7 protein-coding genes are annotated in these 18,210 nt (G+C 69.2%); 2 read left to right on the top strand and 5 right to left on the bottom strand.

Translation table 11 applies throughout. The features are described from left to right. Nucleotides 1-294: hypothetical protein (locus tag ACK5F2_RS01465; RefSeq protein WP_409862259.1), on the top strand; the 294-nt coding region annotated here is incomplete at its 5' end. Here the strand turns inward: ACK5F2_RS01465 and ACK5F2_RS01460 are convergent. The 5 genes from ACK5F2_RS01460 to ACK5F2_RS01440 form a co-directional block, all read right to left on the bottom strand. Then, entirely contained in the window at nucleotides 276-1,511 is a 1,236-nt protein-coding gene (locus ACK5F2_RS01460; RefSeq protein ID WP_409862257.1) for a vanadium-dependent haloperoxidase, read from the bottom strand. The genes ACK5F2_RS01465 and ACK5F2_RS01460 overlap by 19 nt on opposite strands. Nucleotides 1,512-1,954: 443 nt before the next feature. Further along, complete coding sequence (locus ACK5F2_RS01455) at nucleotides 1,955-8,929, bottom strand: RHS repeat-associated core domain-containing protein (RefSeq protein WP_409862256.1); 6,975 nt, start codon at nucleotides 8,927-8,929, stop codon at nucleotides 1,955-1,957. 139 nt (nucleotides 8,930-9,068) lie between these two features. Continuing rightward, complete coding sequence (locus tag ACK5F2_RS01450; protein WP_409862255.1) at nucleotides 9,069-10,604, bottom strand: hypothetical protein; 1,536 nt, start codon at nucleotides 10,602-10,604, stop codon at nucleotides 9,069-9,071. A gap of 65 nt (nucleotides 10,605-10,669) precedes the next feature. Further along, nucleotides 10,670-13,717 carry an RHS repeat domain-containing protein gene (locus ACK5F2_RS01445; protein ID WP_409862254.1) on the bottom strand — a complete coding sequence of 1,016 codons (3,048 nt, stop codon included), beginning with the start codon at nucleotides 13,715-13,717 and terminating at the stop codon, nucleotides 10,670-10,672. 282 nt (nucleotides 13,718-13,999) lie between these two features. Continuing rightward, complete coding sequence (locus tag ACK5F2_RS01440) at nucleotides 14,000-17,581, bottom strand: L-glutamate gamma-semialdehyde dehydrogenase (RefSeq protein ID WP_409862252.1); 3,582 nt, start codon at nucleotides 17,579-17,581, stop codon at nucleotides 14,000-14,002. 91 nt (nucleotides 17,582-17,672) lie between these two features. Between ACK5F2_RS01440 and ACK5F2_RS01435 the strand changes: the two genes are divergently transcribed. Continuing rightward, nucleotides 17,673-18,137 (top strand): Lrp/AsnC ligand binding domain-containing protein, encoded by a 465-nt coding sequence (locus ACK5F2_RS01435; RefSeq protein WP_409862250.1) that lies wholly within the window; start codon nucleotides 17,673-17,675, stop codon nucleotides 18,135-18,137. Nucleotides 18,138-18,210: the final 73 nt, after the last annotated feature.

Below are 18,210 nucleotides of genomic sequence, written 5' to 3'. Positions count from 1 at the left end.
TTGGTCGGCAGCGCCTGCCCGCCGCCGCAGCCCCTGCCCAGCGTCCGCGAGCCGGGCGGGAAAACCGTGCTGGCGCGCTGGCAGGCGCAGGCCCATGAACGTTTCGAGCTGCGCTGGGAGACTGGCGGGCGCGACCCCGGCACCATGGACAGCGGTGACGCCACGGTCAACGAAGGCCAATGGCGCCTGTCTTCCGCCCGTGGCGAAGCGTTCGGGCAGCCCTGGCTGATGCGCGTGCAGCGGCTGTGTAGCGACCGCCAACGCAGCGCGCCCGCTTACTGGCTGGTTCCGTGAGACGCCGCCGCGGCGCCGTTCGCGGCCTGCGACAGGCACAAGTGCCCCACCCTCTGCCCCAGCTCCAGACCGGCATCGTTGTCGTAACGCGGGTGGATCCCGCCCCACAGGCGCGATAGGGAGGCCTCCTCCGCCAAGGCCCGCCACCGAGGCGCCGCCTCGGGTGCATAGAAAGTGAGTACCGCGGCCGCGGCGCCGGAGACGGTCGAATGCCCCGAGACATAGCCCGGGAAAGGCGGCGTCACCAGCCAGGGCTGGAAGTCCGGCTGCCACTCGCGCTGAATCGCGGTGACCGGCCGCTCGCCCCAGTACTGCATCTTGATGCGCCAGGCGGCCACCAAGGCGTCATGCATGGCCATGTTCAAACGCGCCAGCATTTCGGCCTGCCGGGCGGGCGCAAGCGGGTGCTGCCGCAGATGCTCCAGCGCCACCGCATTCCAGACGCCGGGCGGCGTGATGCTGCCGGCATCGAGGTTCCAGCGTTCGGCCGCTTGCTTCTGCGCGGGGGTGAGGGTGGCGCGCACCGTCATCACCTCGCGCATGTCCGCCGTCCAGCGCGCCGACCCATAGGCCGGCGGCGGCTCGGTCTGCAGCGACTCGGTGCCCGCACACCAGGGTGTCCATTGCGGCGCCTGGGGCTCAGTAGGCTGCTCGGCGAACAAGGGGGGCGTACGGGCCCAGAGGCCCGGCTGCCAGGCCGGTTTGGCCAGCGGGCGGCGGCGTGCATCGGCGCCGTCGGTCAGGCTGCGGTGCAGCAGCGCCGCGCTGACCTCCGCGGCCGCTGCCTTCAGCGCGGCCTGCTGCGACTCATCGGCAAGGCCCTGCTGCGCGCGCAGCGCCGCCATCTGCCAGACGCCCTGAGCCTCCTGGGGCAGCAGCCAGGCGGCGGTGGCTGCGAGGCTGATGTCCAGCAGCGCGGCCTGGGCGGGCGGATCCGCCGCTGCTGCGGTAGCGGTCTGTAGCGCACGCCACTGCGCCACGCGCAAGTAGCTGAAGATGCGCGCCGCGCGCAAGGGGTTGTGCTGACGCGCACGCACGACCGCCGTGCTGCTACGAAAAGTCAGCTCCTGCACCCGCTCGCCGCTGGCCTCCGCGGCGCTGAGCTGCGGCGGAGGCACCTCGGCGGCTGAAAGGGAGGGAACAGCTATCAGGCTGCTGGCCGGCAGCAAGACCAAGGCAGCCATACGGCGCAGATTCAGGATGGCGGGACAAATCATGTGGGCTTGATCGTGATCGGAGCTTCAGGACCGAGGCTCAGGGCCGGGGGCAGGCACACCCTCGGTTCCAACCAGCGCCGCAAAGCGTACAACGCCGCGCCGCGTGGTCCGCCAAGGTCTTGTGGTGGTCTGGCATTCCTCGTCGAACAACGAGTTCCGGCGCTTGCGGCCTCATCTCCGCAAACTCCCGAGCGCGCCCCCAGCGAGGAAAGCGCCGATCACCATGCCGGCCGGCCCAGTGAAGTGCTGCGCCAGTAAAAACAGGCCGGCGACCACCACCGCCAGCGCGATGGCCTCGCCCAACAAGGCTTGCCCTATGCGCCCGTGACTAGGACTCGGCCGGCCGCCAAATGCTCTAGCCACGACACCAGCGGCTCGACGCCTGAGGGTTGGAAAGAGGATCCCCAGCGCGAATGCGCCAATCGCAACAACGAAATCCAGGTTCACGGACAAGCGCAACTCGAACCAGATCCCGGTGGGTCAATATTTCCTGTAGTACTACCGCCAAGATTTCTCATGAAATTTCCGACCCCTGTATTCGCTGCAGCCTGCGCATCTTGATTCAAGGCACGTGCCAAAGCCGGATTTATCCACGGACTATTTGTCGACCAAGTTAAATTCGGCTGATTGATTTTTCCACCAATCATGCCGCCGGCAGCCCCCGTTGCGGCACTCCATGCGGCACCGGTCCAACTCATAGAATCACCGTTTGCGTACTGAGTAATTCCATACTGAACTAGATTCGACGCGCTACCCAAGCCTGCAGCGCCTGCTCCGGTAGTTGCCAATACGGGAGCGAGTGCACCGGCCACAGCCCCAACCCCACCAGCAATAAATGCATTTTTCCAACTTATGCATTTAAAGTTTCCACCATTTGAAATCAATTGACCAATGATGGAGCCACCAAATCCGGTAACCGCTCCAATAGCGCCAGTAATCACCGGCAACGGTATGTTTCCATCAGGATCAATATTGTTTTGTGGATCACCCACTACATATGCATAATAATTTATCCCCCCCTGCAATAGGATCGGGTCCTCCGACAAGAACCTCTTCAGCTGCGGATCGTAAAACCGCGCCCGGTAGTAATACAGATTCCCGCTGTCCTGCTCGCGCCCCGTGTAGGCCGTGCTGCTGCTCGGTGCCTCGCCGCTGTGGCTGGTTTCGCCATAGGGGCTGTAGGTCCGGGTCGTGGCCCTTGAGCCGTCCGCGCGGGTCTCGCCCAGGATGCTGCCCAGGGCGTCGCTGAGCATCACCCGCTGCTGGCCCTGGGTGTAGGTGGCAATCAGCTCATCCACCGCCAGGCCCGTCAGCAGGCGGGTCGTCACGCCGCTCCGGGTCTCGGCAATGGCCTGCTCGCCGTCATAGCTGTACCAAGTCACCTCGCCGTTGAGCGTGCGGCTTACGCGTCGGCCCAGGGCGTCATAGGCAAAGCCAGCGTTCAGGCCCGGCCCCGTGATGCTGGCCAGCTTGTTCAGGCTGTCCCAACCATAGCGGGTGGTACCGGAGGCACCGTCGCAGGCCTTCTCGACCAGATTGCCGTTGGCGTCGTAGCTCAGCACGCAGCTCTCGCGGCCAGGCTGGCCCGGCCGCAGGGTGATGCGGCTCATGCGATCCGCCGCGTCGTACTCGGCCATCATGGGCGTCTCGACGCCCAGATGCTGGGCCGCAACCGTCTTGCTGGTGCGCTGGCCGCGCGCGTCGTAGCTGTAGGCCAGCTGGTCGATGCGGCTGCCGTCGGCCTTCTTGTAGTCGATGCTCAGAAGCCGGTTGGCGGCGTCATAACCGTAGTCGGCGGTGATGCCGTTGGGCAGGGTCTTTCTGCTCAGGCGCCCGGCCGCATCCCAGCTGTAGCGCGTGGCCTGGCCGGCGTAGTGGATCGCGGTGAGCCGGTTGGCCAGATCCCACTCGTAGCCCACCTCGTCCTGCTCGTCGAGCTTGCGGCTGATGCGGCGGTCCAGCCGGTCATAGGCATAGCTCAACACCTGGCTGCGGCCCTGGAAGGTCTGCACCTCGCGCAGCAGGCGGTCCGCGGCGTCGTACTCGTAGTCGATGCGGCTGGCGCCCTGACCGCCATTGCTTTCGATGCGAATCAGGCGCCCCGCACCGTCATAGACCTGCTCCACGCTGCGGTCCGGCGCTTCCATGCGCAGCAAGCGACCGGCTGCGTCATAGCTGTAGCGCGTGACCTGGCCCTTGCGGTCGATCAGTTCCGAGAGGCGGTCTGCCGCGTCATAGGCATAGCGCTCCACGGCCCCCAGGGCGTCCGTACGGCTGACCAGACGGCCAAACTCGTCATAGCCATAGCTGGCGATGTCCTTGCCCAGCGGATTGGTCACCTTGCTCAACCGCGCCCCGGCGTCATAGCTCATCAGGGTCTTGCCACCCAGCGGGTCCTCGATCTCGATGGTCTGGCCGATGCCATTGCTCTTGCTGCTGCTGGTGTAGCTAAGCGGGTCGGTGCTGCTCACGGGCCGGCCGCTGCGGTCGGTGCTGATGCGGGTGGTGTTGCCCAGCGCATCCACCAGACGCACCAGATCACCGGCCGCGTTGTAGCCCATGCTGCTGCTCTGGTTCAGCGCATCGGTCAGCGCCGTCAACTGACCGTTGGCGTTGTAGTCCATCCTGACCACATGCCCCAGCGGATCGGTCAGGCGGTTCAGATTGCCCTTGCCGTCATAACCCATGCGCCAGGTCTGGGCCGTGCCGTCGTCCGCGTAGCGGCTCACGCTGCTGGGCTTGTTCCACAGCGGGTCGTACTGGATGTCGGTGATGCGGCCCAGGGCGTCGATCTGGCGCACCACATTGCCCAGATCGTCGTAGACCATGCGTGTCGTGCGGCCGATGGCGTCCACCACCCGGGTGCGGCGGTTCTGCGCATCGCGCGTCCACTGGGTGCGGCCGCCGGCGCTGTCGCTCATCTCCAGCACCTGGCCCTGGCTGCCGAAGCGGGCCATGCGGGTCGTGCCATCGGGCTCGCGCACCGTGGTGGACAAGACCTGGCCCCCATGGAAGCGCCAGCCCGCCTCATGGTTCTCCCAGCTGTCCTCCACCGGGCAGCTGGCGCCGCTGCAGACCTTGCCCGGATTGCTCTGGTGCGTGATGCAGGCACCACCGACCCGATAGCTGAAGCGGTACTCCTTGCCCTGGGCCGTGCTTTGCTTGAGCACGCGGCGGCTGGAGCCGTAGAAGTTCTCGGTGGGATGCTGCAGGCCGGGGTACTGGATGCTCTTGAGCCGCTCGCCGGTTTCCGGCGGCAGCACATGGCGGCAGGCCGCATCCACCGGCATGTCCGCGTCCTTGACATAGCTGTAGCGGGTTTCGCGGCCGTCGGCGTCGGTCACCGTGGCCAGGCGCTTGCTGGCGGTGTAGCTGAAGCGCTCGGCCCGGCCTTCCGGATCGGTCAGGGCCTCAATGAAGCCGCTGCTGCCATAGCTGGCCGTGATGCGCCGCTGCTCCGTGCCCACGGACAGCAGCTGGCCACGGGTGTTGCGGGCCACCGTGACCCGCGCACCGCTGGGCGACAGGGTCTCGATCAGGAACTGCGGCTGCCCGCGCACATTGCCCGGTGCGCCGGCATAGCCCTGGAAGGTCCAGCGCGTGCCGTCCTTGAAGAACAAGCGCCACAAGCCGTCCACCTGCGCCACGCGCGCGCCGTCGAAGGCCGGCTCGGTGCGATTGCGCAGGCTGCCATCCGCGTCGGGCGCGAACACATGGTGCACATTGCCGGGCATCACCAGGCGCACCGTGCTGCCGGCCAGCAGCATGGCGTCGTGGTCCAGGGCCCAGCCATAGCCGATGGAGCCCTCGGTGCCGCCGATATTGCCAAAGGCGTCGATGGGGTTGTAGTTGCGCCCCGTCTCGATGGGCGTGTGCCCCTTGCAGCTCATGCCGCCGGTGCGGCTCAACTCCTGGCCGGTCAACATATCCACCGGATTGCCGCCACTGGGCTTGGGGCAGTCGGGCGGCGGCGGCGGCGGCTTGGGCGGGCGCTCCAGGCAGGCCAGGCCGCAGACGCCGCAAAAGCGCGTCAGGCCGCCGCTGACCATCTTGGCGGTCTTGCCGTCGGCACTCACCACGGCCTGACCCGCCACCTTCCACTCGCCGGTGCCGCCCATGGGGCTGCCGTCGAAGAACCAGACATTGACGGTTTCGCCCGGCTCGGCGCCGGTGTCGTTGGGCAGGGTGATGGGGATGGGCTTGGTCGGAATGCCGCCCATGGGCGTGCCGAAGTAGAGCTGATAGGCAGCACCCGTGGGCACCGGCGGCGAGACCACCGGCAGCTCCGAGATCTCGCGCTTTTCAACGGCGATGCGGGTCTTCTTCACCCCGTCCCAGCCGATGATCTCGGCACCGGCCGGCAGCACGATCTCCAGGCCGGGGAAGCGCGGGTCGCTGATGCGCTGCTCAGCGCCAGCGTTGTTGATGGGCTTGAAGGTCTCCACCACCGGCGGCGGCGCGATCACGAAGTCCTTGAGCAACACGATCTGATTGGCCTGCACATCCACACTGAAGGGCCAGATGGGATAGAGCGGGTTGGCCGGTGTCGCATCGAAGCGCAGGGTCACGGGCCCGGCGGCCAGGCCGGCCAGCTCGAAGCTGCCAGCTGCGTCCGTGGTGGTGGACGGCGAGTTCTGGGCCCCGGTATCCGCGCGCACGATCACACCGGCAATGGGCTGACCTTCGGGCGTGATGAAGCGGCCGCGCACACCGGTGCTGGGCGTGGAGACCGGGTCGGGCACGGTCAACGTGATCTTGACGCTGCGGCTGATGCTGCCCGCCGAGGAACTGCCGCTGCCGCTCACCAGCAGCTCATAGCTGCCGGGCTTGGCCTCGCCGCTGGCCTTCAGGCGCAAGGTGGCCTGTCGCTCGGCCGGCAACAGCGCCGGATCAAAGCTGGCGCTGACGCCGGCCGGCAGACCGCTGATGCTCAGCGCCATCGCACCGGCATAGGGCTGCGAGCCCGTGCTGACAATGGAGATCAGGCTGGCGGCTTCGCTGCCGCGCAGCAGGCGCAGCGCATTGGGCGTGGCGCCCAGGCCCGCATCCTGGGCCTGATCCACCGTGAAGACCGGACCCGTGGCCGAACCCAGGCCATTGGCCACGCGCACCGCGCCGGTGCTGGCGGTGGCCGGAATGCGGATCTGCAGCTCGCTCGCGGTGGCCGACACCAGCTCCACCGGTGCGTCCCCCACCCAGGCGCGGTTGTTCGCCAAGACCGGATCGAAGCCCTGACCGCTGACGCGAACCAGGGTGCCCAGCGCCCCGCGCGTGGGGCTGATGGCGGCAATGCTGAGCTGGCCCTGGCGCATCAGCAGCTGGGCGCGCGCGCTCTGGTGGCCCGGCGCCTCGGCCAGCAACTGCAGGCTGCCCGCGCCGAGGGCGCGCAGCGTGAAGCCGACCGAGCTCGCGCCGGCCGGGATCAGAACGCTGGCGGGTACTTCCGCAGCGCCCTGGCCGCTCAGGCTGAGCTGCACCGGCAGCCCGCCCGCTGGCGCGGGCTTGGCCGTGCTGAGGGTGTAGAGCTGGCTGGCGCCCACGGCCAGTTCCACGGATGCCGGCGATAGCAGCAGAGCGGGCAGCTGCTTGACGCTGACCTTGGCGCGCAGCTTGAACTGGCTGCCCAGAGTGATCTCCAGCCAGGCCTGGCCCAGGCTGAGCCCCTCCAGCTCGCCCCGGGCCGTCACGCGGAAGATCTTCTCGTCCTCGCTGCGCAGCTGGATCGGACCTTCGGGCCGGTCGCTGACCTGACCATCGGTCATCAGCGCCTTGAGCGGATAGGCCGCCGTGTTGCCCAGGCCCAGCTCGAAGTCTTGCGGCGGCCGCAGCTCCTCGATCACCGGGGCTGTCACCTGCACGCGGGCCGTCGCCTGGCTGCCATTGAGGCCTACGCTCAGCTGCGCCACGCCCTCATCCAGGGCGCGCAGCGGCACGCTGACCTGACTCTGCCCCGGTGCCAGCGTCACGCTGGCCGGCAGCTCCAACACATTGGCGGCATCCACCTGCAGGCTCAGCTCGCTGGGTGCGGCACCGCTGGGCGCCACCTGCACCAGGGCCTGGCCCACCATGCCCTTGGGCAGGCTCTGCTGCGCCGGACTCAGGCCGGTGACGCGGGGCGGGCCGGCCTCCACCACCACATCCAGACTGGCCAGCACGACACCGCCCCGACCCGCCAGGCTGACCCGGGCGCGGCCCGGCGCCATGCCCTGCACGGCGAACTGCGCCTGGCGCTCGCCGGCCGGCAAGAGCACAACGGGCGGCACGCTCAGCACCGGCACCTGGTCCCAGGACCCCGCGTACTGCTGGCTTTCGATGCTGAGCTTGAGCTCCTGGCCGTAGGCACGGACCGCATCCTGGGTCAGCTGCACCGCGACGCTGCCGCCACTCACCAGGCGCAGGGCCGGGGGCGTGAGTGCGATGGCGGGCGCCACCGCCTCACCCACCGGGTTGCGCAGCTGCAGCTGGGCGCTGACCCGGCTGCCCGCGCCTTCAATCTCCACCGTGGCCAGACCGGGCTTCAAGGCCTTGATCGACAGCTCGCCGGCCTCCACACCCGCCGGCAGGCGCAAGGGGCTGCTCACCTGCGCCAGATCCGCGGGCGACACCTTGACGCTCAGGTCCAGGGGCTGGTGCGTGAAAGCGCTGAGCTGCACGCCCAGCTTGCCGCTGGCACCGACCTCCAGCACGCTGCGATCGGGCAGCAGGGCCACGGGGCGTGCCGCGGCCTCGCTCACACGCAGCAGGGTTTCCAGGCGATCGGCGCCCAGCGAAGCCTGCACGGCGTGCGTGCCGACCTCAAGCCCGCGAACCTCGACCGTTGCGCTTTGCTGACCCGGCGCCAGCAGCAGCTGCTCGGGCAGCTGCAAGGCGTCGGCCGTGCTGCTGTGCAGCCCGATCCGGACCTCCTCGCGCGGTATGGCGTTCAGGCTCAGGCGAACACCCAGAGGCCCACCCACCCGGGCTTGGCCGGGTGCAGGGGCGATGGACACCAGTCGCGGCAAACCCGCAATCACGAGCACTGACACGCTGAGAACCCGGGACGGCGCCGAGATGCTCAGACGCGCCATACCGGTACGCAGGCCCGTGAGCGGCAAGGGGACGAGGGTGGCGCCCTGCGGCACTCTCAGCTGTTCGGGCGCGCTCACGAGCTCGGGCGCGCTGTTCAGAATCTGATAGGTCTGCGCACGCGCGGCCGGACTGGGCAGGCGCAGCTGCAGCTGGGTGGCCGCACCGACCTCCAGGGCAACTTCGGACACATCCAAGGTCGGCGCGTCACCCCGGCCCACGATCTGGGCCTGGGCATGCCGGGGCGCCAGGCTCAGCAGCGCCAGCAGGCCCAGGACCAGCGCGGCGATCCACCCACGCCAGCCCGACCGGACATTCGGCCGCAGGGCCTCGCACCACACCGGGCCCGCCATCGATAGTTTGCTGTGCTGCTGCCGCATAGAAGGATGAGTACCGCTTGTGCCGCCACGGATGTGACCGGGTCGATGAACGCTGTGGCTGTGTCAAATCTCCATCGCGTGGCCGCTCGCTCCCGGCCACGCGATGCGCAGATCAGCCCCCCATGCTGGCCAGACGCAGGGTGGCCAGGGCTTCCGGGCTGGCCTCGAACTCTCGCCCGCTGGCCGTGATCAGCAAGGTGCGTGAGGCGCGGCCATCCAGGCTGGCCATCAGGGTCACCCGCTCCACGCGCTCACCTTGGGCAAACCGCGACAGCGCTTCGCCCATGGCCACCACCACCGTGTAGGTGATCGTGGCCTGCAAGGTGCTGGCCCCGGCGGGCAGATTGATGCTGGCGGTCGCGGTGGCGGCCTGCGGTGTGCCGGCCAGGGCGGTGCTGACCACGCTGACCTCGGGGCCGTTATTGGGTGTGGCCGCCAGACGCACGGTATTGCCCACCGGAACGCCGGTGGTGGCAAAACTCACCGTCACGGGATTGGTCGTGTTGGCCGGCAAGCGGACATCGGCCACGCCGGTCGGCGGCTCCGGCACATTGACCCCGGCCACGCTGGTGATCTTCAGGGTGGGTGTGCCGGCGATGAAGACGGGGCCGGGTTGGGCGCTACTGGCGGCCGGGTTGGTGGCCGCGGTGCGCGTGATGTTCTCGGCCTCCAGGCGGATGCGGCCGACGCCGCCGGCACCGCCACGATAGCCGCAGGTGTAGCTGCCAAAGCCGCCTCCCGTGGCAGCGATCTCGCCATTTCCCGCAAGAGTCGTTGCCACCAGTCGGATGGCGCCGCCGCTGCCACCGCCACCGCCCGACGCCCGATTCATGCTGTCGCAGCCCACCGTGGCCACATCGCCGGCGCGACCGCCGTTCGCGAGAATCTTGCCCGTGGTGTTGGTGATCGTCAGTGTCCCTGAGACCGCTATCAGCAAGGCACCTCCGCCACCCGCACCGCCGGAGCCTGCCCAGTTGCGGCCGCCTTGTCCGCCACCGCCACCGGATCCGCCAACCAGGGGCAATAGCTCTGCAGCCCCATAAACAGAACCCACTGCCGGCTCAACACAGTAAGCGCTGCTCGTTCCACCAACAGTGCCAAAACCGCCACCGGTGCCGCCTCCGTAACCGACCGTATTCGCAAGTTCCCAGTCCAAGCCATTACAGGTCGCCCGACCCGCCGCTATGCCGCCACCCGGTCCCAGCCCCTTGCCACCCAGGCGCTCGATCAGGTCCACCGCCCCCGGCCGGCCACCGCGACCACCGCCATAACCCCCAGGCCCACCTTCACCCGGATTGCCGTCATCGGCCAGCACGCCATCCCCGGCGGTACCGGAAGCTGTCGAAGGCCGGCCACTGACATCGATGACCCCGCTGATCACCGCGTTGCCGGCCACCAACAGCACCACCGGGGTGTTGGTGGCGTTCTTCTTGAAGGTGACTTTCACGCCGGCCGGAATGTTGATATTGGCGTAGTTGAGGATGCCCGAGGGCGGCAGGGTGATGACCGTGTCGACCGCCGGCGCCAGATCGCCGTCGGCGCCGGTGCTGCCGCTGTTGAAGGCCTGCGCGCCCTGGGCCAGGGCCAAGAGCGCCAGCGTCATCACGGCGCGTCCGGTAGTGCTGAGATGATGTTGTGCTGCACCCATGGCGCGGCCTCCTTTGCTTTGGAAAGAACGGAAAGTGAGTTGCGGGACTGCGGAACGGCGCGCGCTCATGGCGTGGCCTCCTTGACATAGACGGTGAAGGTGTTCGCGGGCGAGGCCAGCGCCGAGGAGCCCCCGATGGGGTTGAAGACCCGGATGGTGTAGGCGCCGGTGGGCGCATCGGCCCGCACGGCCACGGGAATCGTCAGCTCGCTGCCATCGGCAGTGATGCTGGGCGTGTCGCCCATCACCAGCGCGCCGGCCGGCAAGGCATCGACCCGCTGCACGCGTTGCAGATGCTTGCCGCGCACGCGCAGCACGATCACATCGCCCTGGCGCGCGAGGATGGGCTCGATCGACACGATCTCCGGCAGCTCGGCCAGCACTTCCAGCTGCAGCCTGTGGGGGGCGCTCAGCACCGGAATGGGCTTGCCGGTCTCGTCCAGCACGATGAGCTCGTAGGGCTGCAGCGGCGCATCGGTCCTGGCCTGCACCGTCTGGCGCAGGCTGCTGCCGTCGGGGCTGCGCTGTGCGGCACCCTGCAACACCAGGCCGGTGGCGGGCAGCAGCTGCAGGCTCGCATCCTCGGGCAGGGCCACACCACTCACCACCAGCTCCAGGGCCTGGCCGCGCTGGACTGCCGCGGGGTTCAGGCCGAGCACGCCGGCCCCCAGGACCACGCCGGTGTTGGCGGCACGCAGCTGCAACTCCTGCTCGCGCGGTTGAGCCGTCTGTTCCCACTGCACGCCCACCAGGGGGCCGGTCACGAGCGTGGCCAACGGCGGCGGCGTGCCCCCATCGGCCCCAAGCAGCACGCCCACGGCTGCGGCCTGCAAATCCCGCACCTGACTGCCCACCTCGCCCAGGGTCAGCTGATTGTTCGGGCCCGGTGTGGCGCTGGTGCTGCCCGCCGGAGTCTGCAGGGTGACGGTGCGCGGGCCCTTGGCCGCGGCGGCATCGATGATCAGCGACACGGTGGCCAGCTTGCCCTCGGCATCCACATTGACCGAACCGATGGACACACCCGCGGCGGGCGACACCTGCACCGACTGCGCATTCAGGAAATTGCGGCCGCGCAAGGTCAGGGCAAGGGTGCTGCCCGGCTTGGCCGTCGGCGGTTCGATGGAGTCGAGCACCGGCAGCACCGGCGTGACCAGCAGCAGCGGCTCTTCCGGCGCCGCAAACGGCAGTGCCACACCCGCGGCCGCCAGCTTGAGGCGGCGCAGGCCCAGCGGAGCATCGCTGGCCGCGCTGACAACCACGCTGACGCTGCGGCCATCGGGCGCCACACTGATCGCGCCCACCGTCAGACCGGTCGCAGCTTCGATACCCAGTGCATCCACGCCCTGCAAGCCTTCGCCGCTGAACACCAGGTTGCGAGTCTCTCCCTTGGCGATGGTGCGGGGCGCAAAATCGCTGAGCACCGTGCCCAGGGTCACACCCACCAGCGGCGCAGCACTGAGCGTGTTCAGGCCGGCACCCGGGCCCACGGGCTTGTCGAGCACCACCCCGACCACGCCGGCGCTCAGTTGCTGCACGGACTTCCAGTCGCTGTCGTCCTCATACACGGTCACGGTATTGGCCGCCGAGGCCCCCTCGTCGCTCAAGCCGCTGGGGCTGCTCAACACAATCACGCGAGGCCCGGGCACCGCGCTGGCCAGCACCTGCAGCCCCACGGTCAGGCTGCTGCCGTCCGGCGACACGCTCAGGGTGGAACCCAGACGCAAGCCGGTGGCGCCGCGCACCTCCACAGCGCTCACATCCTGCAGATTGCGGCCTCGAATCACGAACTCCGCCACCGTGCTGCCCGCCTTCAGGGCAATCGGCGCCACCGAGAAAATCTGCGGACGCGGCAGAACGATGTCGATATCGTCGGCCCCCTGGATCACCGGACGCAGGCTGACGCCGCCCGCCTGCAGCACCAGGCTGCGCAGGCCGGTTGCCGCTGCGGCATCCACCGTCACGGGCAGCTCGGCCTGCTTGCGGTCTGCGCTCAGGCTCAGTGTCCCCAGGGTCAAGCCCTGGGCCGGCTCCAGGCTGGCGCTCAAGTCAGGGGGCAGTGATTCACCCAGGATGCGCAGGGTCTGTGTGGCGCCCTGCGAGAGATAGCGCGGTTGAGTGTCCAGCCACAGGCTGCCCGCACTCATGTGAACACCGACCAGCGGCGCCCCCAGTAGGGCCGCAATGCCGCTAGGCGGCTGCGGTACTGTCGCCACCTCCACCCCTACCAGGGCGGCACGGGCCGTGCTGATGCCCTCGGGATTGATGGTGACAAAGATGGGGACCTGCAGCACGCCCAGCGTGGGCGATGTCAGGCGCAACTCCGTATTGCCGCCCTTGAGGCCTCGCACCGCGAAGCGTGCCGTTGTCTGACCTGCGGCCAGGCTGAGGCTGAGCGGCGTGACCGTCGCGATGTCCTCGCGAACCACGGCCAGCGTGAACTGATGCGCCTCATCGTCTGCATGACTCAGGCTCAGATCGAAACCCGCTGCGCCGGCGCTGGGGGACACGGCAATGGGCAGGGGCGCCACCTGGGCGACGGGCAGAAGCGGCCGAATCTGCAGGCTGATGCTGGCCGTGCCGGCGGCCGAGCTCAGGCGCAGGGCACTGGCACCGAGCCGGGCCGTGGGAGACACCGCCAGATCGAAGGCGATGCTGCTCGCGGTTCGGCTGACGCGCGAGATGCTCAGCTCCGGATCATCGGCAGCGAGCGCTGCCGTCGCCAGCTGCGTGCCGTTGAGTGTGATGCGCGCGCTGCTGCCTCGTCGAAGCGAGGCCGGCGTGATGCTCGTGGCGGTGGGCGGCTGTGCCGTGCCATCGGTGCGCACGGCCAGGATATTGCCCGCAGCGTCGTACTGGTACTCGGTCAGCTTGTTGGCAGCGTCGATCACACGGATCAAACGCCCCAGACCGTCGTACTCGTAACGCTCGGTCGCCGCCTGCGCCGTCGGCAGGACTAGTAGCGCCGCAGCGAGCAGGAACAGGCTATGAAGCCGCAGAAACCGGAACAGGCCGGCGCGACACAGCGCAAGAACAGACGACAGTGCTCTGCTGGAGCCCACATCTTCCCCCTGATAGCCATCTACCGCGGCTTGCGTGCCACTTCCGTTCGCCAAGGTTCAGAGACCTGGGTCGAGCGGTCTGACGGGTCACGCTTGGCGCGCAGTGGAGCATGTGCTGACGGCAGGCGTCAACGCTGGGAGATCCAACCGGCTCCTATCGCTTTCCCTTGGTTCAAGGCACTTTTCTGGGGGAAATTGATCGGTCGTACTTCACAAAGGGGACAGGCGTGAGAGACGCCTTGGCGCCCCGATCACCCCCATGTTTGCCGTCTTGACAGGCCCTTGCGCCAGACCGCCAGCCACTGGCGAGACCTGGCAACAGAGGATGTGAACCCATCAGTGCCCGCCCGCCAGCAGGGCCGCGTTGCCGCCGGCGGCGGCGGTGTTGATGGTGAGCGTCTGCTCGGCGGCAAAGCGGTAGAGCTGACGCGGATCGCGGGCTTCGGCGGCCGAGACCAGGGGCAGGATGGCGCCCGGGCGCTCGGCCAGCTGCTGGCGCAGGGCGCGCTGCAGCTCGGCATCACCCGCACGGGCCAGCACCACGCCGGCCAGGCCGGCCGGGGCCAGCCAGCCGGCGAGGCTGTCCTGGGCGCCGCCCAGGCGCAGCACGCCAACCGGCAGCTCGGCCTGCAGGCGGCGGGCTAGGGCCTCACCCGCGGCATCGGCCAGCAGGGCCACGCTATTGCCGGCCAGCAGGGGCGCGGCCAGGGCCGCGGCCAGATCGGCCTCGCCCGCGCCGGCGCCCAGCACCAGGAAGACACCGCGGGCATGGCGGCGCAGCTCATTGCTCTCGCCCGTGGGGCCGGGCAGGGCCAGCGGGGCCAGGTCTTGCTCGGCGGCGGCGGCCAGGGCTGCCACCAGGGCGGCGCTCTCCGCCGCCAGGCCGGCGGCGGCGCGGCGCAGGGCCGCGGCGCGCTGGGCCAGCGGGGTGGCGCTCCAGGCGGCCAGGCCCGGCTGCAGCTCGGCAAAAGCGGGCGCCACGGCCGGGGTGGCGCCGGACGCCGGGGCGGCCAGGGGTGCGGCGGCGGCGGCCGAGGCCTGCACGGCAGCAAAGCGGCGCAGATAGCTGGGGCCGCCGGCCTTGGGGCCGGTGCCGGAGAGGCCTTCGCCGCCGAAGGGCTGCACGCCCACCACGGCGCCGATGATGTTGCGGTTCACATAGACATTGCCGATGCGCGCCTTCTCGGCCAGGCGCAGGGCGCGGCTGTCGATGCGGGTCTGGATGCCAAGCGTGAGGCCGTAGCCCAGGCCGTTGATGCGCTCGATCAACGCATCGGCCTCGCCGCTCCAGCGCAGCACATGCAGCACCGGGCCGAAGATCTCCTGGCCCAGGTCCTCGACCTTGGCGATCTCGAAGGCCACGGGACGCACCAGGCGCGGCAGCGCATCGTGCACCGGAGCTTCGGCGATCAGGCGGGCCTCGCGCTTGAGGCGGTCCACATGGCGCTGGATGTTCTCGAAGGCCTCGTCGTCGATGACCGGGCCCACATCGGTGGCCAGATCGGCGGGATGGCCCACCCACAGCTCCTGCAGCGCGCCCTTGAGCATGGCGATCACGCCGCCGGCAATGCTCTCGTGCACGCACAGCAGGCGCAGGGCCGAGCAGCGCTGGCCGGCCGAGCGGAAGGCGCTCTGCACCACGGCGTCCACCACCTGCTCGGGCAGGGCGGTGGAGTCCACCACCATGGCATTGATGCCGCCGGTTTCGGCGATCAGGGGCAGCAGGCCGTCGCCGGGCTTGGCCGCCAGAGTGCGGTTGATGATCTGGGCCACCTGGGTGGAGCCGGTGAAGCACACGCCCGCGGTCTGGGCATGGGCCACCAGGCCGGCGCCCACGGTCTCGCCGGGGCCATGCAGCAGGGCCAGGGCGTCTTGCGGCACACCGGCCTCATGCAGCAGCTCCACCATCTTCAGGGCCACATAGGGCGTCTGCTCGGCCGGCTTGGCGGCCACGGTATTGCCCACCACCAGGGCGGCCACCACCTGGCCGGCGAAGATGGCCAGGGGGAAGTTCCAGGGGCTGATGCAGACGAAGACGCCGCGGCCTTGCAGAGGCTGCTGCTCCAGCTCGGCCTGGTCAGCGTAGTAGCGCAGGAAGTCCACCGCCTCGCGCACCTCGGCGATGCAGTCGCCCGCGGTCTTGTAGGCCTCCTGGACCAGCAGGCCGCAGAACTCGGGCAGGCGCGCGTCCAGCGCATCGGCGGCGCGGCGCAGGATGGCGGCGCGCTCGGCCACCGGGCGGGCGTTCCAGGCCGGGAAGCCGGCGGCCAGGCGGGCCATGGCGGCGTCCACATCGGCGGCCAAGGCCTCGGGCACGGGCTGCACGCGGGCCGCGGCGATGGCGGCCACGATGGGCGCGCGCTCGTCCGGCGCGGTGAGGTCGGCACCACGGCTGTTGAGCCGCTCGCCCAGGATGTGCAGCGGCAGGGGCAGGGAGCCGGTGCGCTGCACCTGGCTCAGCGGCGAGGCCAGCAGCTCGTCCACCTTGACCTCGGCATCGGCCAGCTGGTGCACAAAGGAGCTGTTGGCGCCGTTCTCCAGCAGGCGGCGCACCAGATAGGCCAGCAGGTCGCGGTGCTCGCCCACCGGGGCGTAGACGCGGCAGGGAATGCTGGGGTCCTTCAAGACCTCGCGGTACACCCCCTCGCCCATGCCGTGCAGGCGCTGCATCTCGAACTTGGCCCCCGCCGCGCGCGCCATCTGCAGGATGGCGGCGATGGTGCCGGCGTTGTGGCTGGCGAACTGCGGGTAGATCACATCGGCATGGCCGATGAGCGCCTGGGCGCAGGCCAGATAGGACACATCGGTGTGCTGCTTGTGCGTGAACACCGGGTAGGCCGAGAGGCCCTGCTCCTGGGCGCGCTTGATCTCGCCGTCCCAGTAGGCGCCCTTGACCAGGCGCACCATGAACTTGAGCCCATGCTTGCGGGCGATGGCGGCCACCTCGTCCACCACCTGGCGGGCGCGGGTCTGGTAGGCCTGCACGGCCAGACCGAAGCCGCGCCACTGCGGATAGTGGCTGGCGATGCGGGCGGCCAGGGTGTCCAGCACATCGAGCGAGAGCTCCAGGCGGTCCACCTCCTCGGCGTCGATGGTGAGGTTGATATTGGCCTGGGCCGCCAGCTCGATCAGCTGCCAGACACGCGGCAGCAGCTCGGCGAACACCCGCTCGCGCTGCAGCACCTCGTAGCGCGAGAACAGGGCACTGAGCTTGATGGAGATGCCGTCGGCGCCCTCGGGCGACTCGGCCTTTCGGCCGGCCGCGATGGCCTTGATGGCGCCCACATAGGCCGCCTGGTAGCGCTCGGCATCGTGCTCGGTGCGGGCGCCCTCGCCCAGCATGTCGTAGGAGAAACGCAGTTGAGCCTGCTGCTTGCGGGCGGCATCCGCCTCGCCCATGGCCTCCTGGATGCTGCGGCCCAGCACGAACTGGCGGCCCAGCAGCTGGATGGCGCGCACCGTGGCGGCCACCACCGTCTGCGCGCCCAGGCGCTTGAACAGGCCGCCATCGCTCTCGGCCTCGGGCAGGAACTTCTTGGACAGGCCGATGGCGCTGGCCGCCAGACCGGCCAGCAGCTTGTGCGGGCCCTCGGAGCTGGCGTCGAAATCGGCCTTGCCCAGCTGGTCGGCCGTGAGCGCGATGGCGGTTTCCACATCCGGCACGCGCAGCAGGGCCTCGGCCAAGCGCATCAGGGCCAGGCCCTCGGCGCTGGTGATGGGGTATTCGCGCAGCAGGGATTCCATGGCCCAGAAGGGCGCCGGGTTGGCACGCACCTGCTCCACCCAGGGCGCGGCCGTGGCCAGCACCGCCGGCCAGTCCAGCTGCACGCCGGCCGCCAGGGCCCGCGCCAGGGGAATCTCGTCCCGGTAGGGACTGGGCAGGCGGGGCGACTCCGGGGGCAGGGCAAAAGCGCTCATGGCGGACCTCTCATTAGTGACTGCCGGAACTCTATTGATCTTCAATCTGAATTAAATTCAGAACATTGACGCTTCCTCAGAGAAAAATCCGGTGACAGACGCACTCGACACGATCGATGCCCGCATCCTGCGCGTGCTGCAGGCGGACGGGCGCATCTCCAACCTCAAGCTGGCCGAGGCGGTGCATCTCTCGCCCACGGCGGTGCTGGAGCGCGTCAAGCGCCTCACCCGCGAGGGTTACATCCTGGGCTACGAGGCCCGCCTCAACCCGGCCAAGCTGGGGGCCTCGATGCTGGTCTTCATCGAGATCCTGCTGGACCGCACGGTGCACGATGTGATGGACAACTTCAAGGCCGCCGTGCAAGCCCGCCCCGAGATCCTGGAATGCCATCTGGTGGCCGGCGGTTTTGACTACCTGCTCAAGACCCGGGTGGCCGATATGGGCCATTACCGCGAGTTCATCGGCAGCGTGATCTGGACCCTGCCGGGCGTGCGGGAGACCCGCACCTATGCGGTGATGGAGGAGGTCAAGCACACGACGGCGCTGCCGATCTGAGGTGCCTAGGCGGTGAAAGGCTGAGTTTCAAGGTCTTTCGGAGCCCCACGGCGGGGGGTGGCAAGACCACCCC

It is taken from the genome of Roseateles sp. (assembly GCF_046300915.1).
In the GTDB taxonomy this organism is placed as follows: Bacteria; Pseudomonadota; Gammaproteobacteria; order Burkholderiales; family Burkholderiaceae_C; genus Kinneretia.
Note: the sequence above shows the minus strand (reverse complement) of the source record. Positions and strands in the feature narration are given on the sequence as shown.